The organism is Streptomyces sp. NPDC016640 (genome assembly GCF_043076215.1).
Classification (GTDB): domain Bacteria; phylum Actinomycetota; class Actinomycetes; order Streptomycetales; family Streptomycetaceae; genus Streptomyces.
The window spans coordinates 130,657-152,421 of the sequence record NZ_JBIBRG010000004.1 but is presented as its reverse complement, the minus strand read 5'-3'; the positions used below and the strand labels follow the sequence as shown (position 1 = coordinate 152,421).

Sequence of the window (21,765 nt, the reverse complement as noted above, 5' to 3'; positions counted from 1 at the left end):
ATGCGCGCTGATGGAAAGTCTTTCGTCTCGTGGCGACACTTCTCACCAGAGATCGAGTGGACCAATCGACACCTGAACCCATGGTCTGTCCAGATCGCCCGCATCCTGCAGGACGAGATCGAGACCGGGACGATCAAGTCTGGTGACGTCATGCCGAGCGCGCGGCAGTTGCACGAGCGCTTCGGCGTGTCAGAGCAGACATGCGGCAAGGTTCTGCGGGATCTGGCGGACAAGGGCTACCTGCACCAACCCAGGAAGGGCGGCCGGTACTACTGCTCAGACTGGAAGGGCAGGGTGGTCACGCCAGCACCCGAGGACTGCGCGCCGCCAGACAAGCCTGACTATAAGGTTTTCCGGTTCGCGATCAACCGCCCCGAGCAGGCAGTTGCCGCGATCCGGGCGAAGATGACGGATGCGCAGTGGGCGACCTTCGTCAATGCAGTGTCCGGTACTGCCGCTAAGGAAGCCGCCTGAGTACAGCAGGAAGTCCCCGCCCGGGATGGTCTGGGCGGGGGCTTCGTGGTTCATCCGTCGAGGAGTCGCCGTTTCTGCTGGTTGAGTTCGTCGGCGCTGATGACGCCCTTCTCGTGGAGCTCGAGGAGTTTCTGCAGTTCGTCGGCGACGGATTGGAGGCCTGGGACGGTGTGGGGTAGCCCTTGCCCGCCTGGAGTGTGGTGGTTGGCGATGGCGGTTTCGATGGCGGCCCGGAGTTCTTCGAACGCGGTCTTCTGTCGGGTCGTGAAGATGACGCTGTTCTCGTCGTTGACGGCGCTCGTGGTCTGGCTGCCGAACTTGGAGCGGCGTTCGTTGCCGCCGGCCGCGGAGAACTGGATGAAGCCGTTGACGAACGGGCCGGCTGGCTTCCACTGCACCGAGCTGATTTGCGAGATGTGGATGCGCTTTTCGCCCTTGCCGACGGTCATCCGGCCGAGGATGCCTTTGCGGGTGATCGTGACGTACTGGCCGTCGAAGGCGACCTGCCCATTGTGGCCCTTCACTTCGATCATGTGCCCCCCTTGGTGCGTGAGGGCCGCATTCTGGCACAGCACGAGGCCTCCGCCACGCAGTCTGCGGGCGGGGGTTCTGTCGTGCGTGCGGTCGAGCGGTACTGGTGCGCCTTCTACCCAACCCCTTGTGTCCGTATCGTTCGATACGATACTGTCGAATCACTCGATACAAGCAAGGGGGATTCGATGACCACCACCGCCGCGGCCGCCGCCCAGGCCAACGTCACCGTCGCCACTATCCGCACCTGGTGCCGCCGCGGCGTCATCGCCGCTACCAAGACGGCCGGCCGGTGGGTCATCAACACCGCATCCCTCGCCGCTCGCATCGCCATCGGCGCGATGAAGCGCCCCGCCCGCCAGGAGGCTCGCCCCGTGATCGACCTGACCGCCACCTACGTCCACGCCCTCCTCCCCGGTGAGGAGCCGCGGGACTTCACCGTGAAGGTCAAGGAGCGCACCACCCACGATGGTGAGCACCTGATCTCCGTGCGCGGCCTCATCCCCCTCTTCGCCGACCGCTTCGACGCCATCACCGACGAGGGCGACCGCATCCACGCACTGACCGTCTTCCAGTCCGCCGTCATCGTCATCTCCGACCGGGCCGACGCCGATTGGGAGGGCGACCCGCAGGCCCGCGAAAGCGGCCGGCTCCGCACCACCTACCGCGGCGGCGCGGCCGGCATCACCGTCGACGACGTCCTCGACCTCGCCGCGAAGCTCCGTACCCAGCTCGCCGCCTGACATCCGCCCTCGCCAGCAAGGAGACACCCCATGAACATCACCACCGGCACCCGCGAGAAGGGCGTGTACGTCATCCGCACCGTCGGCACCCAAACCTGGGCCGAGGACTCCGCACAGGCCCACGGCGTCCGCTTGGAGCTCATGGACGGCCTGCAGTCGATCGCCGTCTGCAAGCTGGAAGTGCCCGGCGCTGTAGCCGCGGAGGAGCGGGGCACCGAGGTGGCGGAGGCCATCGAGCCATGGACGCGGACGCTGCGCTACCTGGCCGTGGTGCGACGGCTGCGCGGACACCTCGACAGCGCACGCCGACTGCTCGACGAGGCTGAGGATGCCGAGGAGTACGGCCGACCGATGGACGATGTCGATGCCCCGGCGCTGCGGGCCATGGCCACCGTGCAGGAGCGCAAGCAGGCCGACCCGGGCGACGACTACGACCTGGCGCCGCTGGCGCGGTTGATCGTGGCTCGTATGGAGCGGCAGATCAACGAAGGGCTGCGGAAGGCGTTGGCTTTCGCCCCGGATCCGACCGAGGGGCCGATCCATCCGGCGTGGGAGCTGCCCGGTCTGGGTGGGATGCCGGGCAAGAGCCTGGCGCAGGAGGTTGCGCGGGATTTGCTGGCCGGCTGGGCGTCGGTGCGGGACCTGCGCGACCCGCTGATCACGTGGGCGGTGCAGGACGCTGGCCTGACGCGCACGGAGGTCCAGCAGAGGACGAGCGTGTCCCGGTCCACGATTAACCGGCTGCTGCCAGCCTGACCGCACACGTCGACGCCCCCGCCCAGATGGGCGGGGGTGTCTGTTGCTACATGGTTTTGACAGCCTGATGGGGTGACTAATGACGCTAGCGTTGCCCGAGGATGAAGTTCCCATCTTTACCGCTCTGACCTGCTGTTTTAGCATCTGGATGGCTTGGAAAGAGCCCGTTCAGCAGGCTTCAAAGAGACTCAAAGCTGGTATAGTTTCCATGTTGGAACGTCGCAGGAGCCCCTTGGTGGGCTGCCGGGGCAAAGGCCGGAACCAGGGAACTGGATCCCTCCACCCTTCGAGGTGGTTGTGGCCCCCGGGAGTCCCCCAGGGGGCTCTTTGCTGTCAGCCTCGCCAGTCAGGCCACCATGCGCGCTCAGTGATGAAGCTGTGACTTCCGATGATCTTTACGCCGTAGCCGAGCAGCCCACCGTTCCACGCCCGCCGCATCTGGTGCCGGACGAGGAGCAGGTTCTCGGCGCAGGCCCGGTCCTGCGGGTCGCCGCTGAGCGCGCTGTTCAGGATTCCGGCGTGGATGTCGGCCAGCTGGATGCCGTCTCGCTGGGTGCTTTCCCAGGTGAGCGGCCATTTGATGAAGTTCCAGGGGATCGGGTAGCTGGTGAGGCCGGCCGTCTGGCGGACGTAGTTGAGGTAGTCCGCCGTGGTGGTGTGGTCCATGTGCTTGACGGTTCCGAGGCGCACGATCGCCAGACGGGAACCACCGGGCCATTCCTTGGCCGCGAAGGCAATGCGCTCGAGGAGCAGGCGGGTCGTGAAGTTGTAGAACACGCCCTTGTCCTTCCGCATGCCGGCGTCTTCGTTCACGGTGTCCTTGTGGGCGATGACGTGGATGACCATGGCGTTGGGCATGAGGGCCAGCGCCTTGGCTGCCTGCATGCGCCGGTCTTTCCGCTTCGCCTTGAAATGCTCGACCCAGTGGATGGGCTTCAAGATCCGCTGCGGCTCTGCGCCGTGTACGAGGGCCCGCAGACCGCCAGCGGTGTGCTTGACGACCCACTCCTCCTCTTGGGGAATCAGGAGAGCGGTCATGGCGAAGAACGGCGACTGGGCTCGACTGGCCTCACTGAAGCCGCGGTCGCCTGTCTCGTCCACGTAGACGTGCAGCTTGGGCAGTTGGCCGAAGCGGGCGGGTGTAGCGAGGGTGATCATGGCAACGCCTTGGACAACGCCCGAAGGCAGGCGTCCGCGTTACGGTGGGCAAGCACCACTGGAGGTCCGAACTCCTCTGGTCGCGGCCCCCGGCGGTGACGGCCTCCGGGGGCTTACTTCTATCGATCGTTACCGTCCGGTCAACTCCAGTCACACGTCCGGTTGGACGACGTTACACCGAATGGGACGTTCTTCACTTCCGAGATCACTCTGCCCTCACTTCGCCTCACGCCGCACGCCGTTCCGCGGTCACACGGTCCACCTCCTGACGGGGATGTCGGCCTGTTCGGCGAGGCGGGCGGTGTGGGAGGCGCCGCGGGAGCCGTCCTTGATGAACGCGAGGCAGGCGTCGGCGCCGAGGGCGACCATCTCGGCGTTGCGGCGGAAGCCCGCACGCCGGTCGAGGATGCCGCCGGGCCGCCAGTCCGCGGGGTGCGCTTCCTCCCGAACGCCGCTGGTGAACTGCCCGGCGACCGCCGCCCAGTCGGCTGCGTGCGCGTCGGCTTCACAGCGCCTCCATGGGCTGCGCGCGGTCGGCGGCGGCCTCAAAGAGGTGGGCCAACTGCTCAGCGGTGTGGCTTGCTGCCCAGCCGGAGAGGGCGTCATGGGCGCGTCCGACGCGCTGTGCGAAGTAGCCGGCCGACCAGCTCGCGTCGGGCCAGCCCTGATCGGTCACCTGCGGGTCGACCATGCCGCCGACCACGATCAGGGCGACGCCTTCAGCTATGGCGTGCTCTGGGGTGACGACGGCGGCGAAGTCTTCGAACGTCGTGGTGCCGAACAGTGCCCGCCGTAGCGCCTGGTGCGGACCCTGATCGGCGTACTCGACGGCCTCTCGGAGAGCCCGGGACAGCGTGGGCGCGGTGGGGAGCTCGGCGAGCTCCGTCACGGACATGGCCATGCGGCTTGCTCCTGGTCGTCGTGGTTGGCGGTGAGTTCTTCGATGCGGGCTTCGAGCCGGCGGATCTCCGCATCAGCGGCTTCGCGGTGGCGTTGCAGGGCGCGGGTGGTGTCGGCGAGGCTGCGGCGGGTCTTCTCCGCGAGGCGTTGTTCGGCCCGCCAGTACTCGGCGAGGAGCGCCGCTTCAGGGATGGTGAGCATGCCGAGCAGGGCTCGCCGGATGAGCGCTTCAACGGCGGCTTGGCGGTGGGCGCGGTCGTGCTGGTTCGGCTTCGGGGCGCGGACGCGGGGCTGGCTGGTCACGACTGCCTCCCGTCGTCGAGAAGCCGGACGCCCACCCAGGCGGTCAGGCAGAGGAATGCGGCGATCCCTGTGGCGACCGCGAGCTCAGCCAGCTGCCCGGCGAGAACGGCGAGGGCTACGAGCGTGAGCGGGATGAGTGACAGCACAGCCCACCCGGCGATACGGCGAATGGTTACGGGCTTCACGGCCGCCTCCCCTGCCGGGCCACGCGCCCGCGGACGTCCAGCAGCCCGTCGGCGCGGGCCAACAGCAGCAGGGCCCGACGGAGCACGCTGCCGGGGCGTTCGCCGCGGCGGGCGTAGGCGGCGAGGATCGCCGCGGACCCGTCGTCGGGCTGCCAGCGCAGCGGCGGCCGGGTCATCGGGTAGCCCCTGGGTCGATCAGGTTGATCATCTTGGCTACGCCGCAGTCGTACTCCGGCTTGCACGACAGGCCCATGTGGTAGCTGGATCGGTCGTGGGCCTGCCGCTGCTGCTCGGCGAGTTGGTGGGCGTGGTCCCGCAGCACGGTGCGCGCCGCGTGCTCGGCCTGCTCAGGCGTGTGACTGACGCTCAGCAGGCTGACGAGGACGGCTTCGATGTTCACGTGGTCTGGTGCCTTTCAGGTGGGCCGCCGCCCCGACAACGGGGCGGCGGCGGATGGTTCAGGGGCGGGTGATGTAGAGGCGGCGTCGTCCGCCGCCGGGCTGCTGGTCGGCGACGACGTGGTAGCCGGCGGCCTGCAACTGCTGCCGGTACTGCTCGAGGCTGGTCTGCTCGCCGGGGCCGTCGTGGAAGACGTTGACCTGGCGGCGGCCCGCTTGGGCGGTGCGGTAGCCGGGCTCCCACCCGGTCGCCGGGTCGAAGTCGGACGGCTCGTAGCCGTTGCAAGCGAGGACAGCGTCGACGTCGCGGGCGTGTATCACGCGGGGCATCAGCCGGCCACCACCTGCGAACGGGCGGCGATCTTCGCGAGCTTGCCGTCGAGGTGCGCGGCCGGATCGTCGCTGATCGAGGCGAGCGCGACCGCCGCGGTGACGATCACGTCGCAGAGTTCGTCGGCGACGTCGGCCGTGCTGTGGGTGATGCCCTTGCGCGGGTTCTGGCCGCGCACGCCGATCCACGCCTGGGCGACCTCGCCGACCTCCTCGGACAGCTTCAGGATCCGCAAGCCGATCTCAGAGTCGGAGCGGCCGTTCTCACGGTCGAGCCAGGCGACGAGGCCCTGGATGGTCGACCACTGGTCCGGATTGGGCACGGGGGTTCCTTTCGGTGGAGTTTGACTACGGGCGAGGGGCGGGGCGCTGTACGCCCCTGTGAGGCTTCGAAGCGGTCCCCGGCGACGCGATACCTGCCGGATGGGGCGGGAGGCGCCACAGCGGGCGCTGAGCACCTCCCGCGGGGTCACGCGGGGGGAGAGGACGGGCGGGGGTCGTCCTGCCGCGCCTTGGTGGCGGGCTGGTCGTCGGCGCGCACGAGCTTGTGGGCGTTCCCCCGGGCGGCGGCGAACGCGAACTTCTCGGCTGTCAGCGCGTCCCCCTCGGGCAGGTAGAGGGATCCGTCCTCGTGGACGTATGCGATGCAGGTGGTCGCTCGCGGGGAGATCACCTCGTACCAGCCGGGCCCGGCGTTGCAGTCGGCGACGGCCACGGCCGGGGCGGCCGGTGTCTCGTCGGCCATGCGGCGCAGCCGGTCGGCAGCGCGCTTCCACGTCGCCACAGTGGCGGCCGGACCGTCCTCGTGGAGGACGTCGCTGTCGTTGAACTTGCCCGCCATGCGCTTTGCCTTGGCGAGCAACTCCTCGGCGGCTTCGCGGAGGACGGCGGCCCGGTCGGCGCGCAGCCGCTTCACCTCGGCCTCAGCCTTGGCGCGCCGTTGCTGCTCGTCCTTCCACGCCTTCCGATACGACTCGCGCTCGCGGGCCACGGCCTGCGTGTTGCGGGCGTGCAGCTCTGCGTCGGCCTCGGCCTGCTCGATGCGCTCCTCGGCGGCCTGGTCGGCGGGTGTGGTGTGCAGGACGGCTGCGATCCCCGCCAGTGCCTCACCCCGGGCACTGGCCACCAGCGTGTCACCCAGCGCCGTCTCGACCACGCGGAGGACCGCCTCGGCCTGGTCGACGGGCGCGGGCAGCACGGCCATGACCGCGTCGGCCTGACGCAGATATCCTTGATAGGCCGGGCTCTTGGTCTTGTCGAAGCCGGGGACCCACTGCCAGCCCTCGGCATCGGCGAGCGCGTCGGCGATGCGGTCGCGGAGGGTGGTCTGGTCGGCGGCGGGGTCGCTGGCAGTGTGGTCCGCACCGTCGGCGGCCAACTGCCGCCCGCACCGTGCGCCCTTCAGCCACTCCCGCACATCCGCGGTCGTGATCGTGCGCTGCTTGTGGTCGGCGATGTCGCAGCACTCCCCAACGAACGCGAGCGCGTCCTGCGCCCGGTACAGCTGCAGGCCGAAGTCGTCAGCGAGGGCGCGGGCTTCCTCGGCGGTCAGCTCGGCTTCGGCGGTCTTGTCGGTGGCGGGCGCCTGCCCAGCCAGCAGCGCGCGCAGCGCCGTCAGCCCGGCGTCCGTCAGGCCGACGTCCGCCGACCACACCTGCGTGTCGATGTACGTGACGTCCGGCAGGTGCAGGATCACACCGCCGTCCGGGTTCGGGGTGATGCGGGTCTGATGGGTCATGACGGGTCCTTTCGGTGGCTGCCCGGGACAGGGCAGCCGAGGGCGGTCAGGCGGCGGACTGCTGGCGAGCCCAGCGGGCCTTGCTGCGGGCGGCCTCACAGATTCGACAGACGCGCTCTCCACGCCTGCCGGGCTTCGAGTTGGGCCGGCGGTAGACGTTGTCGCCGGTGAGCTCGTGGCCGTTGCGGCAGCGCGTGCGCAGCGCCTGCGTTCGCGAGCCGACCCGGCGGTCCGTGCCCTGGACGGGCGGCGCGGTCTCTGGCGCGTACCAGTGGGCGCGGAACTTCTTGCGGGCGCTGCTCATCCGCACAGTCATCGCCGTGTACTTGATACCGAGAGCATCGGCGGCGGCCTGATAGTCGTCGTGCACGGCGAGCGCGACGACCGCGGCCCGCTCCGTCTCGGTCAGGACGGCGAGGATCTGCGGGACTGCCATGCGCTCGGCGATGCCCTCCTCCGGGCGCTCCGGCGGCAGCGTCCAGTACTGGCGGAACCGCTGACTGGAGGCGACTTCGTTGGTGCCGTCTTTGTCGCGGTGGCCGTACATGTGTCGCATCTCGCGGACCTCGGCGTAGATGGCCCGCCAGCCAACAGTGAACAAGTCGTGCCAGGCGGGCGGCTCCTCTGCTGCGCACAACGCCTCCGCGATCGCGGACCAGGCGGCCTCATAGCGGGTGGTGGCGTCGGAGGCCATGGACCGGTCGTAGGTGCAGGCAGACGCGGCGAGGCGGTCGAGGTCGCGCATCGTGTAGCCATGGGCGACAACGGTGGTGGTCATGGTGTCCTCCGGGTGGGGTGGGTAGGGTCGGGCCAGACCTCGGGGCGCGATAGCCGCGCGCGTCATCAGGTCACCGTCGAGATCGTTGGCGGTCTCCATACGGGACGGCGACTTGGCGAACAGCACGGACAGGCCGCCGCAGAACGGTTCGACGTAGTGCTCGTGGTCGGGCAGCAGGTGGGCGATCCAGTCGGCGATGGACTGTTTGCCCCCGAAGTACGGGACGGGCGGCCGCACGGCGGTACTCACGGCATCTCCTCAGCGGTCTGGGTCAGGTCGAGGGCGGTCTGGTCGGGGTGGATCTCGGGTGGCGGATCAGCGGCACGGAGCGCGGGCCGGCGGGCGGTGGGGCTCAGGCGGCGGGCGCAGACAGGGCCCAAGCCCGTGCGAGACGGGCGGCGCAGCAGGCGGCCACACGCCAGACAGCGGGACATCAGGCGGCAGCCTCGAGGTCCGCGGTCTCCTCGTATCGGGACAGCTCCTCGCCGGTGATGGCCTCCACCAGCGCGCAGACGAGGACTTCGGCGGCGTTCGGGGTGACGGCGTTGCCGTATTGGCGGACCTTCTCCCGCTTGTTCCCGAGGACCACGTACTCGTCGGCGAAGCTCATGGCGCGGCCGATCTCGTGCGGCTCGAGCATCCGGAAGAGGACGTCGTCGATGTCGACCTCGCCGCGCACGAGGGCGTAGCGGTCGCACGTCGTGAGAGCGCCGATCGGGTCGTTCACGGACCGCGGGGTGCCGTTGCCGTAGTAGGGCACGAGCATGTGCTCCCACGTGAGCAGCGACTGGTGCCCGGCCGTCGTCATCGTCCGGAACGGCTCGGCCGGCGAGGTGCAGTGCTCGCCCCCGTCGCCCTTCGAGCCGTTGTTCCGCATGACCATTGCGGGCATCGGCGGCGTGACGAGACCGTGGTGGTTCCCGGACGCCGTCACGGTGGCCAGGGACTCCGTCACCGACCGCGCCACGGAGCCGCCACCGCGGAGCTCGGCGATGAACGGCAGCCACGCCAGGCCGGTCTCGTTGCGGGTCGTCATGGTCCGCAGCGGGCTGTGCGCGGAGAGGGCTTCCTTCCCGTCCTGGCCCTCGACGGGGATCATCAGCGGCGGCACCATCAGCGCGTCGTTCTCACGCGTAGTCCGGGCGGGCATCGGCTCCCCCACCGAAACTGCGGCGTCCCGCCACGTCCCGCCGGCCGGAACCATCATCGGCACCGGGCGGGCGAACTTCCGCAGCCCGGCCTCGATGCGCTTCAGCGTCTTCTCCGCGAGAGGCTTGGCCCGGTCACCGATCCGCTGCCCCGGGATGGACCAGTCGATCGCGACGGCCGCCGGCAGGGCCTCCGGCTCCACAACCTGGTTGTGGCAAGAGGTGTTCGGGCACCGGTAGACGTACTGGCTGCGGTAGCGGCCCATGTCCCGCTTCGGGTCCTTGAACACCTGCATCGCCTGCACGAACGCGTCACACCCCGAGCACCAGGCACGCGGACGCAGCCACTTGTCCCAGTCCGGAGTACGGCCCAGGGACTCGTGCCAATAGCCGACATACAGGCGATCCCGGGACTGCGGCGCCGCATGCACCGACCGCGGGTTCGCGTGCATCGAGTTCAACGCGATGATCCGCGTCCTGTAGCCCAGCTTGTGAATCTCCCCGATCCACCGGTCCCACTGATCCCACGCGCGGACGTCGACGACGTTCTCGACGATCCCGGCCTTCACCAACCCGCCGCGCTCCTGGACACCGCGCAGGTACAGCGGCACCTCCTCCATCAGCGCCCGGGACTCCTCCTCGGCGGACGGCTCCGCCTCCTCCTCGTCCAAGCCGGCGAGGAGGTCCAGCAGGCTGCCCTGCATGGCGCTGGCGAAGTCGCGGCGCTTGCCCTTCGCGACGGACCAGTTCGTGCAGTTGTGGACCGTGATGCCGTCGGCGACGTAGGACTCATCCTCGGCCACGCTGAGGTTGAACACCTCGATCCGGCGGCCGGTGACCTCGACGGTCTTGACCGGGGCCCATCGGTAGCCGTCCGCGTCGTGGTGGAAAGCATGCTTCGGGCCTTCGGTTACCCAGTTCAGCGACCAGAAGGGCCGCTCGCTGATCGCCCGTCCCTCGATCGTCCGCTCTCCCTTGCGGGTGTACGGGCCCGACAGGTTCGCCACGTGTCCCACAGAGTTGGCGAGCATCCGCAGACCAACGGCAAGGCTCTTGGAGACGGTCGTCATCCGCTGATAGGCCCCGTTCGTGCAGCCATCGGCGGATACATAACCGTCGAGCAGTGCCCGCCGGACGCCGGCGGGCATCGTCAGGACCCAGGCGGGGATCGTCTTGCCTGCGGCGTACTGGCCGAAGTGCTCTGCCAGCCACTCGACCAGGCCTCGGTGCGCGGCCGTGAAATTGGTGGCAGTTCGGATGTCGCGCCGCCCCCATCGAAGGCCCGTCACGAGAGCGAGCCGGGCGGCGAGAGCGTCAGCCTCGTGGTGGCCACAGGAGATGACTACGTCGTAGCGGCTCTTCTCGCCCTTCGGCCTTTCCTCGAGGCGCAGCGAGCCGTCGCCGAGCCAGCGGCCGATCAGCCACCAGAACTCTGCGGTCTGCTCAAGGCCGCCCCGGCCGCCGACCTCCGGGACAGGCAGCGCGTCGCCGAAGTCGATCGGGGTTGCCCACAAGCGGCCGGCAAGGTTCTTCGCCTCGGTCCACTCTGCGGCGCTGTCGAGCTGGTAGCGGTATCGGCGCGGGTGGTTCTGCCAGACCCTGACGCGCTGGCGAGTGTAGAACGGGTGCTCGCCCGTGGTCTCGAGACCGCCAGCCAGACCCACGCCCTTGATCTGGACGGTCTCGGCGACCTTCCGCATCGTGGCCGTGACGGGACGCCACCTGCGCTCGTGGGTGAACACCTCGTCGCCAACCACCACGTCCTCAATGGACACGAGCCCGCGTCGGGCGAGGATGGTCGTACCGGCCGGGAAGCACTCCGGGGACGCCCAGAAGATGTCGGTCACCGGCCAGTCCCACACCGGGGCCTTGCGGATGTCGCCCTGGTAGTGGCTCGTGGTCGGGAAGTTGGCGGCGTGCGATTCGATCGCCAACTTCCAGTGGTTCGCGGCCCGCTCCACCCGAACCCCGGGCACGGCGTGAACACCCTGGGAGCTGCCGCCAGCCCCGCAGAACCAGTCCATGAGCGTCAACTTGTCGTCGTGGCGGTACATCAGGCGGCGTCCTCTCGGTGGGTGGTGTGCTTGTTGGCGTTGCCGCCGCATCGGGCGCAGGTGCAGACGTCTGGCGGCGAGGTCGGGCCCGTGGCGGTCACGCGACAGCCCTCCGGTCTTCGCGACGCCAGCGGTAGACGGTGCGCGGGTCGACGCCGACGATGCGAGCAACCTCGGCCGCAGGCAGCCCGCGCCGGCTGAGACCGCGCCCGACCATGACCCGCTCCAGTCGGGTCAACCCCTCCACCGGTCGGGCCTGCTCGACGACGATCTCGACGTCGTACTCGTCAGCGACCGTCCACTCGGTGAAGTCCGGATCGCCGTGCCGGGCGAGACGGTGCCTGTGCTTATGACAGATACGCCGACCGGGACGGACCGGGTTGGTGCAGTCGTCGATAGCGCAGGTGCGGGTCATGCGGCGGTGGCCTCGGCTTCCTGGTAGCGGCGGGCGTGAACGGTGGCGGGCGGCAGCGGGATCCCGTCGGCGTGGCAGCGCTCCCCGGGCCCGATCTGGCACGTGGGGCAGCAGGCGACGGTCTGCGCCCACACGGCGAGCCGCTGCTGATGCGGCTTCGGCAACGTCTTGTCGCGGCTCAGAACGTGGCAGCGCTGGTCGGGGTCGGCGTGGCAGTGCGGGCAGGTGATGCCGCCAACGTCCCGGCGCCGACCGGACGGCCACTCCTTCACCACCGCGGTCCCCAGCCGGGCCTTGCCCTCCGCGATCTGCTCACGCAGCAGGCTCTTCAGCGACCCGTTCCTGCGGGCCGCCGCGATCTGGGCGGCGTCGAAGTCAGTCACGACGCCTCCTCGACGATGTCGGCGTCGCCCCGCTGGCTGGCGAGGAGACGGGCAGAGGCCGCTTTGCGGCGCTCGATCTCCGCCTGCTCGTCGCGACCAGATCGCGCGGAGTGCGGAGCACGCTCCCGACCGTTGTCCATCCGGCACGGTCGGCCTATCGGCGCCCCGCAAGCAGGGCACTCGATACCGAGTGGCCCCGGGCGCTTCACTGCGGCCACCTCGGTCGGGATTTCCCGGCCGACACCGGCCAGCAGCTCGGCGACCGGACGACGCCTCATCACCTGGCCGTCGGCGGCCCGGGTGCGCTGCCCACGAAGGGCCGCAAGGTACGCCTGTACGTCGTCCGGATCGGCGTCCGGTACCTCAGCGGGCAGGCCCGGTCCCTGAATGTCAGCAGCGCGGTCGTCGCGGGTTCGGCGGATCTCGGCGATGATCTCGGCCGGGCTGACGAACGGCTGCTTGCGGGCCACCGCGGCAGCAGCTGCACGAGCGTTCGGGAGCGCATAGTCGGCGAGGACGTCGTGCCAAGCGTCGGGGGTGTACTCGTCGAACTTTTGCTGGGGGCACAGCGCTCGCACGTAGCGGGCGAGCATCACGGTTTCGTCGGGGGTCACTGGTCCTCCTGATTCATGCGGGCTCGGGCTCGGGCCATGGCGCGGCTGGCCCAGTCGTCGACTTCTTGCTGGTTGCGGCTGGCCTGGCCGGTCTGTCCGACGGCGACCGGCAGGTAGGTGACGTCGCCCTGCTCCTCGGGGGGCTCGAGGGTTCTCCAGCCCTGCACCCAGGCGGAGGCGCCGGCGGGTACGCCCTTGAGGCGGGCGGAGTTGACGGCGAAGGCGACCATCGCGGCGACGCCGACGCGGTTCATGGCTTGCCGCGTGTACTCCCAGCCAGACTCTCGGAGGTCCCAGGCGACGCCTGCGAGGCCCGCGTTGGCGATGCCGCGCTTTAGTTCGGCGAGGGGGTCGGGGAGGCCGTCCGGTCGCGGCTCGCCTGCAGCACCAGTACTTCCGTAGGAAGTACTGGGGTATGGAGTGGCACCGGCATGGATACCCGTGACGGAAGCGTCACGCCGTGACGAACCCTGCTGACCTGCACCGCTGTCGGAACTTTGAGATTTTTCCGAAGCACTTTCACTTTTTTTCGAGGACGAATCGAAGGTAAAGTCCTTCGATTCGTCGGCGTTTCGGTCGCCTTTTTGGGCTCCGCCGCGGTCGCTGCGGGCGCCCTCGCGGTGCTTCGACTGGCGGTCGCGAGCCTTCTTCCGCTCCGCCTCGTGGCGGGCGCGGGAGGTGTTGCGGCCGTCCTCGAGGAAGTCGTGGAAGACGTAGTCGCCGGGCGCCGGGTTGGGGCAGCCGTCGGGGCAGTCGTGTCCGTGCTCGTGCCACAGGCCGGCCTTGACGAGCTTGGCCGCCTGGGGCTTGGTGCCGTACAACTCGGCCACGACGCCGGGCACGATGCCGTCGGTCAGGTGCTGGGCGGCGTAGGAGCCGCAGCGCAGCCACAGACCGAGCGCAGCGTTCCCAGCCTTGATCAGCTTCGGGTGGGAGTGTGCCTTGTCGTCGATCCTGAACCAGGGCATCAGTTCTTCCTTAGGGCGGTGTCATCAGGGGTCTCGGGCACGCGGAACCAGGCCCTTCAGGGCGGTCGGTTTCGCGGCTGGCGCGAACCCATATAGCCAACATACACTTGGACACATGAATGTTGGCTACTGTTGTGCAACTGGATGTGGCCACACCCCTGTGGGACCATGCCGCCATGACCGAGGAGGAAGTCGTGACCCGCCTGAAGCAGGCAGCCGAAGCGAAGCGTGCCGCCGAAGAGGCCGCCGCCAAGCAGTTCGAGACCGCCGTCGTCGACGCCCTGCGCACCGGCCTGAAGCCGGCCAAGGTCGCCGCCGCGACCGGCTACAGCTACGAAACGATCCGGCGCATCGCCCGCGCCAACGACATCGGTCGCCTGCGCGAACCGACCGTCACCAGCAGGAAGAAAGCCCAGCCGGGAGACTCCCCGGCCTGACCGAGGAGACTGACCGTGTGGCTCGACCACTGCCGAACTGCCCTGTACCGCCTGTACGACGAGGCGGGCACGCTGCTGTACATCGGCATCAGCCACCAGCCCGAAGTTCGTTTCGAGCAGCACTCCAAGTCGAAGGAGTGGTGGCCGCACGTCGCTCGCCGAGAGGTGGAGTGGTTCGATAACCGACCGACCGCGGCCAAGGCTGAGGAAGAGGCGATCCGTTCCGAAGACCCCGAGCACAACGGGACGTACTCGCCGCGGCGCTCCCGTAAGAGCATCCGGCACGTCGTTGCCGCCGATGGCGTCGAGGAAATCTCCCTTACCCTGGCCCGCTCGAAGCTGACCAGCCTCGTTCGCAAAGCCGAGGCCGGCACCCCGGTAGCTCTCCTCAACTACGGGCGCCGCGACGCCGTCATCGTCTCCCCGGCCAAATATCAGGAGATCATGGAGAACCGGCGCATAGTCGAAGCCCTGCGTCGGCTGCCCGATCTGCTGGAGGCGGAGGGGAACGCTGACGCAAGGGAAACCGCCAGCGTCCTGCGCGAAGCCCTGGCGGTGGCCAAGCGGCGTGCTCTCGAGTCCGACGGCTGACATCCGGTCCTCCCTTCTCTCGGTCCCTCTGGGGCCCCGCGGTTGCGGGGCCCTTTGTCGTGCGGGTTAGCGACCGCCCTCGAGGGCCCGGCGGCTGATGGCGTCCAGTTCGAGAGCCGTCTGCACTCCGGACTGGGCTTCGGCGAGCCGGTAGAGCTCCTGGGCGACGCGGCCGGCGAGGATCGGCAGGGCGTGCATGTGGATGTCGAAGCGGCGGCCGACGGGCCAGAACAGGTCGCGGTACTCCTTGCGTGGGGTGCCGGTGAGCTTGAGGACTCCGGCGTCGGTGAGGCGTTCGCGCATTTCGATGACGCCGTCGATGGGGAGTCCGTATCGCTGGCGCAGGTGTGCAGCCGCGGTGTCCCAGGGCAGGACGACGGGCTCGGGGAAGTTGCCGGGGACGGGTGGGCTGTAGTGGCCGTTCTGCCGCAGCGAGGGCAGTACCTCGTGGAAGATCCAGCGCTGGAAGCGGTCGACCTGGTCCCGAATGAAGTCGTCCTTGATCCGAGAGACCTGCCGCTGCCCGATCACGCGGTAGAAGCCAGGCTCGGTGAGGTGCCAAACCCGCTGGTTACCACCAAGGGTCCGCACTGGTGCGGACCCTTTTTCATCCTCTGGAACGGACCGCAGCATGTCGTGCGCGTCTTTGTACGCGAGTCCTCGGGCCAGCCCTGGCGCGAGGACGATGAAGGAGTTGTCCCGGGGTAGGACTTCGATGTCGAACTCGGCGTTGGTGAAGCGTTCGATGTTCACAGGGCTGATCTCCTAGGTGGCTGTGCACTCCGCCTGGCGGGGAGCTGTTGGGCGGGGCCGAACTCGGTCGGCCCCGCGGCTGATCAGGCGGCTTGCTGCTGCCGTTCCTTGCGTCGCTGGTTTTGTGTCCGTCCGCCCCAGACGCCGGGGATGGTGGTCCCGTCGTGGGCTTCGAGTGCGGTGGCGTGTGCGGCGCAGGCCGCGGTTACGGGGCAGCGGGCGCAGATTTTCGTGGCGGTGCGGCTGCCTCCGCCGGCGAGGTTGTCGACCCATGCGTCGGGGTCGGTTTGTGCGCAGAGGGCGGCGGACATCCAGGCGTAGCGGTCGGCGCTCATGCGGCGGCCTCCAGCTCCGACTGTTCTGCGGCCTGCTGCTTCCGGTCGCGTTTCTGGCCGGTGCGCCACTCGAGGACGATCTGCCGGACGGTGGAGATCGAGACCTCGTTGTTGAGGCGGTCGAGGATCTGCTCGGGGTCGTGGCCGCACCAGGCGAGGTGGATGATCTCTTCGCGGCGGAGCTGGCCACGCTCGTGGAAGTTGAGCTCCCGCAGGGCATCCGCCGGGTTGAAGGTGGGGTCGTCGAACGCTTCGTCGTCCCAGTAGGCGGTGCCCATCCATGCCTTGGAGGCGGCACGGTCGCGGGTGCGTTTGGCGATGTGGGGGGCGACGCCGTGCTGTTCTGGCTTGAGTCCTTCGAGCTCGCTGTACAGCTGGGTGACGTAGTCGGCGACCCAGCGGCGGACAACGAGGGTGTCGGGCTGGTTCTGCAGGTAGACGATGAACTGCTTGTGCTTGCCGCAGCGGCGGGCGAGTTGGGTGGCGGGCCATCCGTCGGCGGCGAGGGCGCGCAGGCGGCGGCTGGTGCCGATGCCGGGGATGTGGCTGCCTGAGCCGGGGAGGTCGGTTTCGCGTGGCTTCACGGCGAGGAGGCGGACCTCGGTGGCGCGGCGGATCTCGCCTTCCTGGCGGACGATCCGGTAAAGGACACTCTGGCTGATAAGGGCGTCGGTCATGATGTCGCGGTCGGGCATGCCGGCTGCGCGGAGGTGTTCGATGTGGCGAGCTGCGCGGTGGGGGGCGGTCATGTAGCCGCGTCCGGTGGCTCGCAGGTAGCGTCCGCGGCGGACGTCGGCGGTGACGGCGTCGAGGCATTTGCGGCACTTGCAGCCTCGGCGGTAGCGGCGGACGTCTCCGTGCTCGAAGGCTTCAGCGGGGATGGCGGGGCGTCCCATCAGGCGGCCCTCCGGAAGCTGCTGGTGCCGGTCCACTGCTTGCAGATGGAGCCGTGGACGGTGGCCCGCTTCGACCGGACGTAGCCAGCCTCCTGGATGACGCCGGCGCGGGCGGCGTTGTTGAACGCAGCTCCCCAGCGGGCTGGGTGGTCGGGTTCGTCGACGAGGCCTTCGGCGATGAGGTCGGCGGCCTGGAACGGGGTGCCGCGGCGGGCCATGAGCTCTATCGCGGCGCGGCAGGCGGTGGCCCAGTCGGGCGGGGTGTTCGCGGTGGCGCGGGCGATGCCGTCCTGCTTGGCAGTCTCGGCGGCGGCCGGGGAGATGGTGCCCTGCACCGGCTCGGGGAACTGGAGCTGCTGGGTCATGGCGTGTTCTCCTCGTCGGCGAAGAGGCTGGTCTGCTGCTTCATGCCGCCTCGGGCTTCCCACTGCGCGCGGTACTTCTCGCGCGGCTCCGAGCACTCCTGCCGGGCGTGGAAGACGGCGGAGTTGTCGGGAAGGTCGAACCGCCACAGGTTGGGGCCGGGGAAGCGGGTGGCCTGTTGGCGGCTGGTGATGAACTCGCCGCAACCGAGGCAGTGGCCGGGCGGGATGTCCATGAGGACGTCGGCGACTGCGGCCTGCTGGTCGGCGATGCGTTCGGCTTCCTCGTGGCGGCAGGGTGGGAGCTCGCCGCATGCCGCGCAGATCATGTAATGCTCGGGCAGGACGTCCCAGGAGTGGTTCGCCGGGCCGATCAGGTGAAGTGGCTTCTCGTGCGGCTTGCCGTCAGGCTGGAGGACGAACACGTAGGGCCGTCCGTCCCAGGTGGCCTTCTCGGGCCGCTCGCCGCGCCGCCCGTACCGCTCCCAGGCTTCGACGGCTGTGGCGAACCGCATCTCGTGCTTCTCGCCCCACAGGTCCAGCGGGCGCTCGGCGAGCTCGATGACGCGGTGGGGTTGCCGGTCCCAGACGACGAGGACGCCGGGCTTGAGCTGGACGTAGTTCGCGAGGATCCGCTTGTCGTGGATGCGCTGTTTCTGCCGTCGCATCGCGGAGGAGTGCTCGCCGATCCGGTTTACGGACGTGAGGGGCGGGTGCGTGCCGCCTCGCTTGTAGTGCTGGCGCGGGTACCAACGGGTCATGGCGTGGTTTCCTTGTCGGGTGAGGGGCCGGCCCGCATTGCCCGCGGGCCGGCCTTCGCGTGTGCGGGCTAGAAGGGGACTTCGTTGGTGGGGCCGCCGAGGGCCATCCGCTGCATGTGCCGGCCGATGTCGTCGATCAGGTCGATCTGCTCGCGCCGCAGTTCGTGGGCAAGACCACGGGCCCAGGTGCGGACCTCTTCGGACTTGCCGTCGAGGAGCGCTTCGGCGAGGTGGAGGGTGACGACGCTGGCCATGGCCTGGTCGCGGGTGACGCCGGGCCCCCACGGTTCGCGGGCGGCGGCCTTCTCCGCCTGAGCGAACGGGTCATCGGCGGCAGCCATGGCCCCGATCCAGCCGCGCTTGTCGTGCTCGTCTTCGTGGTTGCGTCCGCAGTCGCCGCGGCGGCGCTCGTCGGTGCTCATCAGGGAGCAGGGGAATCGGCCGGTGTCGAGGAGGTGCCGCAGGTCGCGGATGTTCCGCAGGTAGATGTGCCGGTAGTCGCTGTAGCGGCGGGCCAGGTCGTCGTCCGGGCCGCTGGCCTTGGGCTGGTAGGCGTCGGCGACCTCCTGCCAGCGCTCGATCAGCGTGTCGAGGAGCGAGCGGGACACGTTCTGCTGGACGGTCTTGGTCTGGTCGATGGTCATGGTTCGTGATCTCCTTGGATGGACCGGGGCCCCGGCTGCTTCGGACGGCCGGGGCCCCGGCTTGTGGATGTGGGCTACTTGGTGGGGGTGCCGGCCCACGGGTCGTCGTCCGGCGGGCCCTGCTTGCGTCCGCCGCTGCTCTTGCCGGTGATCTCGGCGCCGGTGATGCGGGCCTGCGGGAACGCCTCGTCGACGGCGATCTCGCGTCGCTGAATCGACTTGTGGGTGATGAGCAGCTGGGCGATGTCGGCGCCGTTCCACTGCTCTCGCGGCCGGCCGAGCTTCTGCTCCAGCCGGTCCGGGTTGACGCCAAGCTGCTGGAACACCTTCACGGCGCCGTCGATGCGCTCCGGCAGCGGCTTGCCGTCGCCCTTGGCAAGGGTCTCCCGGCAGAGTTCTTCGGCCTCGGCGATGAAGAAGTCCGGGATGACCGCGAAGATCGCCTCGCGGAGTCGGCGAGCACCGTTGTTCGCGTTGTTCTCGTAGATGTCTCGAAGGTCGATGAGTGCTTCAACCTTGCCCTTGGCGAACTTGGCGTGGGGGACGACGAAGGTGAGGACGTGCCGGGTGTTGGCTTCGACGTCCCACGCCCAGGCCTGCATCTCGGACTGGCGGTACTCGTCGTCACGGCGCATCTCGGAGACGCCGTACTGGATGTTTCCCCACGCCTGGGCGAGGGTCTTGGCGAGGTTGATGGTGGGGCCGGTGACCTTGCCGCCAGCTCGCGGGAAGTCGTAGAACGCCTTCTCGGCGAGGGCCATGGACCCGCAGGCGGCCTGCATGGCGGCGCGGGAGCGGCCGACGTCGCGGGGGAACTGGCGGGCGACGTAGATAGCGGCCTGGACTTCGGCGACGGCGCGGGACTGCTCGACGGCGGTGGACTGGCCGACACGGTCCGGTCCGGCAGCGGCGGGCATCTGAACGGGGAAGCTCACAGGTAGATCTCCTTCTCGCGGTTCTCGGCGTAGCCGGGAAGGGGCAGGTAGTTGGGGTTCTCGTCGGCGTAGCCGGGCCAGTGGCCGGTCGACATGCACTCGGCGAACTTCTCGATAGCGGCCTTGTTCTTGGCCCGGCCGATCTCGCGGGAGAAGAACTCGAAGCCGATGACGTTGACCAGGTAGGGCGGCTTCTTCTCCTGGACGACGAGGAGCATCTCGGTGTCGTCGCCGCCCATTCCGAGGGCTTGAGCGCCCTCCTCGTACCAAGGGGCCTGCTGGTTGTAGCCGTACTTGGCGATGGCCTTCTGCATCGCCTCTTCGCTGGCGTCGTCCGCGGTCTTGTAGTCGGGGATGATCAGCCGCCCGGAGTGGATGGAGGGCAGCCAGTCGAAGCGGACGCGGCGGCGGATGCCGGTGGGTCCGTCGATCCAGAACCCGGACTGCTCGGGCGCTCCGGTGGCGGGATCGAGCAGTGCGGCGGCGAGCGGGTGGCGTCGGATGGCCTCGGCCATGTCCTTCACCATCTGCATCTCGTGCCGCTTGAGGGGGATGCCGCCCTGCGCCCGGGCCTCGGCGACTTCCGTCTTGGCGTCTTTGGTGGTCCACGCGTCGTGATCGACGAGGATGAGCTTCGGGCCGCGGCCGAGGACGAGCTTGTGGGCGGCGTTGCCGTAGTCGAACGTCTTGGTCGGGGCCGGCGGGTTGTCCTGCTCGTAGCGGAACTTGGCGGGGCAGGACGGGGGCAGGAGCTTGCGGGCGCCGGACGAGGACAGGGATGTCCTGTCGGCGTGGTAGTCCTCGTTCGACAGGTCCGTGTGCAGGCCCAAGGCGGGCGCTTCGACGGCCGGCTCAGCGAAGGTGGTCATGCGGCACCGCCCTCTATGAGCGACGTGTAGTAGCAGTGGCCGGGCCGCTCGCTGTGGAGTTCGAGGAGGCCGTCGCGGTGCAGGGTGTCGAGGTGGCGGTGAGCCACGGCCCGATAGACGTTGGTACCGAGGGCGCGACGGAGGATGACCTTTGCCCGGCCCGGAGTCCACTCGCCGCCCTCGTTGGCGATGGCCTGGAGGAGTGCGAGTTCGGGACGGATGCGACCGCCGGGGTGTCGGTGGACCACCTTGGGGGTGAGCAGGTAGGCCCGCTGTCCGTCGACGGTGATGGGGAGGAGCTGGCCACGGCAGGCGAGGTCGCGCAGGTCTCGGCGTGCCGCGTTGCGCCCAATGCCGCTCCACGGAGTGATGCTGTAGAGGTCTTGGGCTTGGCGTGTGGTGACGGGCTGCTGTGGCTCGCGCTTGATGAGGGCGAGCAGGCTGTCGCGGCGCTCGGTGACGTCCAGGCCGCCCCGGGTCTCGACGGCGGCGGTCACTGCTGGTCTCCGTCGGCGCAGTCTTCGCAGAGTCCGTCGCGTGTGAAGGGTCCGGTGGTGTCGCCGCAGTTCCGGCAGCCGAGCGGGCCGGTGGCTTTTGTGGTGGTTTCGGTCTTCATGTGACTCTCCTGAGGGTGTGCTGATGGGTGGCCGCCAGCCCCGACCGGGGGGTGTGGGGCTGGCGGCTCGGGTGGCGGTCGTGGAGTGGGGGCCTCGACACGACCGCCGGCCTGTGGAGTTGTGGGTCAGGCGGCGTCGGCGAGGGCGACGATCCGGTTCTGGGCTTCGTTGAAGTCCTCGGTGTCGAGGCCCATCCACGGCACGCTGTGGGTCATTGCGGTGAGGATCTGCAGCGCGTTGAGACCGTCGGCCTTGTATTCGGCGGCTGCGGCCTCGATGTCGGCGTCGGTGTAGGTGCCGTTGCGGGTGACGTTGCCGGGCATGTAGGAGCTGCCGGGCTGTTCGCACCAGGCCCAGCTGAGCTTGGCGGTCAGGTCGCTGACGGTGTCGCCGGACAGGGCGGCCTGGATGGTTTCGGTGTCCTGCGTCCAGTCGATGCCGGACTGCACGAGGATCTCGGCGCCCTTGAAGGCGTCCTCGCGGCGCATCGCTTCGGCGATGGCGAGCCCGCCGTGGTGGCCGATCCGCCAGCGAGCCGCGCAGTTCAAGGACTGGTTGTCGGGCATGCGGAACACGACCAGTCCGGGTGCCGCCTCGATGGCGTCGCGGACGGTGTACCGCTGCTCTCCGTGGATGACCATGCGGTACTCGGTGGTCTCACCGATCATGGGAATTCCTCCGTGGGATGC

Annotated in this window: 33 protein-coding genes; 5 read left to right on the top strand and 28 right to left on the bottom strand. The window is 69.1% G+C overall.

What is annotated here, in order from left to right; translation table 11 throughout:
* Positions 1 to 474 (top strand): GntR family transcriptional regulator, encoded by a 474-nt coding sequence (locus ACF07S_RS10160; RefSeq protein WP_391973913.1) that lies wholly within the window; start codon positions 1 to 3, stop codon positions 472 to 474.
* A gap of 50 nt (positions 475 to 524) precedes the next feature.
* Here ACF07S_RS10160 and ACF07S_RS10155 read toward each other — a convergent pair whose 3' ends face one another.
* A complete protein-coding gene (locus tag ACF07S_RS10155) occupies positions 525 to 1,007 on the bottom strand; it encodes a DUF4429 domain-containing protein (protein ID WP_391973912.1) in 483 nt (160 codons plus the stop codon).
* A gap of 186 nt (positions 1,008 to 1,193) precedes the next feature.
* Here ACF07S_RS10155 and ACF07S_RS10150 point away from each other — a divergent pair, with 186 nt between their 5' ends.
* Complete coding sequence (locus ACF07S_RS10150; protein ID WP_391973911.1) at positions 1,194 to 1,748, top strand: hypothetical protein; 555 nt, start codon at positions 1,194 to 1,196, stop codon at positions 1,746 to 1,748.
* Positions 1,749 to 1,778: 30 nt separating this feature from the next.
* Positions 1,779 to 2,504: a hypothetical protein gene (locus tag ACF07S_RS10145; protein ID WP_391973910.1), complete on the top strand. Its 726-nt coding sequence runs from the start codon at positions 1,779 to 1,781 to the stop codon at positions 2,502 to 2,504.
* Between the two features lie 333 nt (positions 2,505 to 2,837).
* Here the strand turns inward: ACF07S_RS10145 and ACF07S_RS10140 are convergent, their stop codons facing one another.
* From ACF07S_RS10140 to ACF07S_RS10065, 16 genes are all read right to left on the bottom strand, one after another.
* Positions 2,838 to 3,662 (bottom strand): DUF3800 domain-containing protein, encoded by an 825-nt coding sequence (locus ACF07S_RS10140; RefSeq protein ID WP_391973909.1) that lies wholly within the window; start codon positions 3,660 to 3,662, stop codon positions 2,838 to 2,840.
* Positions 3,663 to 3,911: 249 nt separating this feature from the next.
* Complete coding sequence (locus ACF07S_RS10135; RefSeq protein ID WP_391973908.1) at positions 3,912 to 4,211, bottom strand: hypothetical protein; 300 nt, start codon at positions 4,209 to 4,211, stop codon at positions 3,912 to 3,914.
* Complete coding sequence (locus ACF07S_RS10130) at positions 4,168 to 4,557, bottom strand: hypothetical protein (RefSeq protein WP_391973907.1); 390 nt, start codon at positions 4,555 to 4,557, stop codon at positions 4,168 to 4,170. Before ACF07S_RS10130 ends, ACF07S_RS10135 begins: the two co-directional genes overlap by 44 nt.
* Positions 4,548 to 4,865, bottom strand: a complete 318-nt coding sequence (locus ACF07S_RS10125; RefSeq protein ID WP_391973906.1) for a hypothetical protein — start codon at positions 4,863 to 4,865, stop codon at positions 4,548 to 4,550. Before ACF07S_RS10125 ends, ACF07S_RS10130 begins: the two co-directional genes overlap by 10 nt.
* Positions 4,862 to 5,050: a hypothetical protein gene (locus ACF07S_RS10120; protein ID WP_391973905.1), complete on the bottom strand. Its 189-nt coding sequence runs from the start codon at positions 5,048 to 5,050 to the stop codon at positions 4,862 to 4,864. Before ACF07S_RS10120 ends, ACF07S_RS10125 begins: the two co-directional genes overlap by 4 nt.
* Complete coding sequence (locus ACF07S_RS10115) at positions 5,047 to 5,226, bottom strand: hypothetical protein (RefSeq protein WP_391973904.1); 180 nt, start codon at positions 5,224 to 5,226, stop codon at positions 5,047 to 5,049. Before ACF07S_RS10115 ends, ACF07S_RS10120 begins: the two co-directional genes overlap by 4 nt.
* On the bottom strand, positions 5,223 to 5,450 hold the full coding sequence (locus tag ACF07S_RS10110) for a hypothetical protein (RefSeq protein WP_391973903.1): 228 nt from the start codon (positions 5,448 to 5,450) through the stop codon (positions 5,223 to 5,225). Before ACF07S_RS10110 ends, ACF07S_RS10115 begins: the two co-directional genes overlap by 4 nt.
* 58 nt (positions 5,451 to 5,508) lie before the next feature.
* The gene (locus ACF07S_RS10105; protein WP_391973902.1) at positions 5,509 to 5,778 is read right to left on the bottom strand and encodes a hypothetical protein; all 270 of its coding nucleotides are present in this window, start codon (positions 5,776 to 5,778) and stop codon (positions 5,509 to 5,511) included.
* Positions 5,778 to 6,101: a MazG-like family protein gene (locus ACF07S_RS10100; RefSeq protein ID WP_391973901.1), complete on the bottom strand. Its 324-nt coding sequence runs from the start codon at positions 6,099 to 6,101 to the stop codon at positions 5,778 to 5,780. Before ACF07S_RS10100 ends, ACF07S_RS10105 begins: the two co-directional genes overlap by 1 nt.
* Before the next feature lie 146 nt (positions 6,102 to 6,247).
* Positions 6,248 to 7,516 (bottom strand): hypothetical protein, encoded by a 1,269-nt coding sequence (locus ACF07S_RS10095; RefSeq protein ID WP_391973900.1) that lies wholly within the window; start codon positions 7,514 to 7,516, stop codon positions 6,248 to 6,250.
* A 46-nt stretch (positions 7,517 to 7,562) separates the two neighbouring features.
* A complete protein-coding gene (locus tag ACF07S_RS10090) occupies positions 7,563 to 8,543 on the bottom strand; it encodes a DNA adenine methylase (protein ID WP_391973899.1) in 981 nt (326 codons plus the stop codon).
* A 184-nt stretch (positions 8,544 to 8,727) separates the two neighbouring features.
* Positions 8,728 to 11,496 carry an LAGLIDADG family homing endonuclease gene (locus ACF07S_RS10085; protein WP_391973898.1) on the bottom strand — a complete coding sequence of 923 codons (2,769 nt, stop codon included), beginning with the start codon at positions 11,494 to 11,496 and terminating at the stop codon, positions 8,728 to 8,730.
* A gap of 97 nt (positions 11,497 to 11,593) precedes the next feature.
* The gene (locus ACF07S_RS10080) at positions 11,594 to 11,911 is read right to left on the bottom strand and encodes a helix-turn-helix domain-containing protein (protein WP_391973897.1); all 318 of its coding nucleotides are present in this window, start codon (positions 11,909 to 11,911) and stop codon (positions 11,594 to 11,596) included.
* Entirely contained in the window at positions 11,908 to 12,294 is a 387-nt protein-coding gene (locus tag ACF07S_RS10075) for a hypothetical protein (RefSeq protein ID WP_391973896.1), read from the bottom strand. Before ACF07S_RS10075 ends, ACF07S_RS10080 begins: the two co-directional genes overlap by 4 nt.
* On the bottom strand, positions 12,291 to 12,908 hold the full coding sequence (locus ACF07S_RS10070; protein ID WP_391973895.1) for a hypothetical protein: 618 nt from the start codon (positions 12,906 to 12,908) through the stop codon (positions 12,291 to 12,293). The genes ACF07S_RS10075 and ACF07S_RS10070 overlap by 4 nt, the downstream gene beginning before the upstream one ends.
* Positions 12,905 to 13,876, bottom strand: coding sequence for a hypothetical protein (locus ACF07S_RS10065; protein WP_391973894.1), 972 nt, complete (start codon positions 13,874 to 13,876; stop codon positions 12,905 to 12,907). Before ACF07S_RS10065 ends, ACF07S_RS10070 begins: the two co-directional genes overlap by 4 nt.
* A gap of 176 nt (positions 13,877 to 14,052) precedes the next feature.
* Between ACF07S_RS10065 and ACF07S_RS10060 the strand changes: the two genes are divergently transcribed.
* Positions 14,053 to 14,313, top strand: coding sequence for a hypothetical protein (locus ACF07S_RS10060; protein WP_391973893.1), 261 nt, complete (start codon positions 14,053 to 14,055; stop codon positions 14,311 to 14,313).
* A 15-nt stretch (positions 14,314 to 14,328) separates the two neighbouring features.
* Positions 14,329 to 14,904, top strand: coding sequence for a type II toxin-antitoxin system prevent-host-death family antitoxin (locus tag ACF07S_RS10055; RefSeq protein WP_391973892.1), 576 nt, complete (start codon positions 14,329 to 14,331; stop codon positions 14,902 to 14,904).
* Between the two features lie 66 nt (positions 14,905 to 14,970).
* Here ACF07S_RS10055 and ACF07S_RS10050 read toward each other — a convergent pair whose 3' ends face one another.
* The 11 genes from ACF07S_RS10050 to ACF07S_RS10000 form a co-directional block, all read right to left on the bottom strand.
* Complete coding sequence (locus ACF07S_RS10050; protein ID WP_391973891.1) at positions 14,971 to 15,657, bottom strand: Bro-N domain-containing protein; 687 nt, start codon at positions 15,655 to 15,657, stop codon at positions 14,971 to 14,973.
* A gap of 83 nt (positions 15,658 to 15,740) precedes the next feature.
* Complete coding sequence (locus tag ACF07S_RS10045; protein WP_391973890.1) at positions 15,741 to 15,992, bottom strand: WhiB family transcriptional regulator; 252 nt, start codon at positions 15,990 to 15,992, stop codon at positions 15,741 to 15,743.
* Positions 15,989 to 16,888: a hypothetical protein gene (locus ACF07S_RS10040; protein ID WP_391973889.1), complete on the bottom strand. Its 900-nt coding sequence runs from the start codon at positions 16,886 to 16,888 to the stop codon at positions 15,989 to 15,991. Before ACF07S_RS10040 ends, ACF07S_RS10045 begins: the two co-directional genes overlap by 4 nt.
* Complete coding sequence (locus tag ACF07S_RS10035) at positions 16,888 to 17,253, bottom strand: hypothetical protein (RefSeq protein ID WP_391973888.1); 366 nt, start codon at positions 17,251 to 17,253, stop codon at positions 16,888 to 16,890. The genes ACF07S_RS10040 and ACF07S_RS10035 overlap by 1 nt, the downstream gene beginning before the upstream one ends.
* Positions 17,250 to 18,011, bottom strand: coding sequence for a hypothetical protein (locus ACF07S_RS10030; RefSeq protein WP_391973887.1), 762 nt, complete (start codon positions 18,009 to 18,011; stop codon positions 17,250 to 17,252). The genes ACF07S_RS10035 and ACF07S_RS10030 overlap by 4 nt, the downstream gene beginning before the upstream one ends.
* A gap of 68 nt (positions 18,012 to 18,079) precedes the next feature.
* Positions 18,080 to 18,655 carry a hypothetical protein gene (locus tag ACF07S_RS10025; RefSeq protein WP_391973886.1) on the bottom strand — a complete coding sequence of 192 codons (576 nt, stop codon included), beginning with the start codon at positions 18,653 to 18,655 and terminating at the stop codon, positions 18,080 to 18,082.
* Positions 18,656 to 18,729: 74 nt separating this feature from the next.
* Positions 18,730 to 19,590, bottom strand: coding sequence for a hypothetical protein (locus ACF07S_RS10020; protein WP_391973885.1), 861 nt, complete (start codon positions 19,588 to 19,590; stop codon positions 18,730 to 18,732).
* Positions 19,587 to 20,459, bottom strand: a complete 873-nt coding sequence (locus ACF07S_RS10015; protein WP_391973884.1) for a PD-(D/E)XK nuclease-like domain-containing protein — start codon at positions 20,457 to 20,459, stop codon at positions 19,587 to 19,589. Before ACF07S_RS10015 ends, ACF07S_RS10020 begins: the two co-directional genes overlap by 4 nt.
* Positions 20,456 to 20,956, bottom strand: a complete 501-nt coding sequence (locus ACF07S_RS10010) for a hypothetical protein (RefSeq protein WP_391973883.1) — start codon at positions 20,954 to 20,956, stop codon at positions 20,456 to 20,458. Before ACF07S_RS10010 ends, ACF07S_RS10015 begins: the two co-directional genes overlap by 4 nt.
* The gene (locus ACF07S_RS10005) at positions 20,953 to 21,075 is read right to left on the bottom strand and encodes a hypothetical protein (RefSeq protein ID WP_391973882.1); all 123 of its coding nucleotides are present in this window, start codon (positions 21,073 to 21,075) and stop codon (positions 20,953 to 20,955) included. Before ACF07S_RS10005 ends, ACF07S_RS10010 begins: the two co-directional genes overlap by 4 nt.
* A gap of 126 nt (positions 21,076 to 21,201) precedes the next feature.
* Positions 21,202 to 21,744: a hypothetical protein gene (locus ACF07S_RS10000; RefSeq protein ID WP_391973881.1), complete on the bottom strand. Its 543-nt coding sequence runs from the start codon at positions 21,742 to 21,744 to the stop codon at positions 21,202 to 21,204.
* Between the last annotated feature and the right edge of the window lie 21 nt (positions 21,745 to 21,765).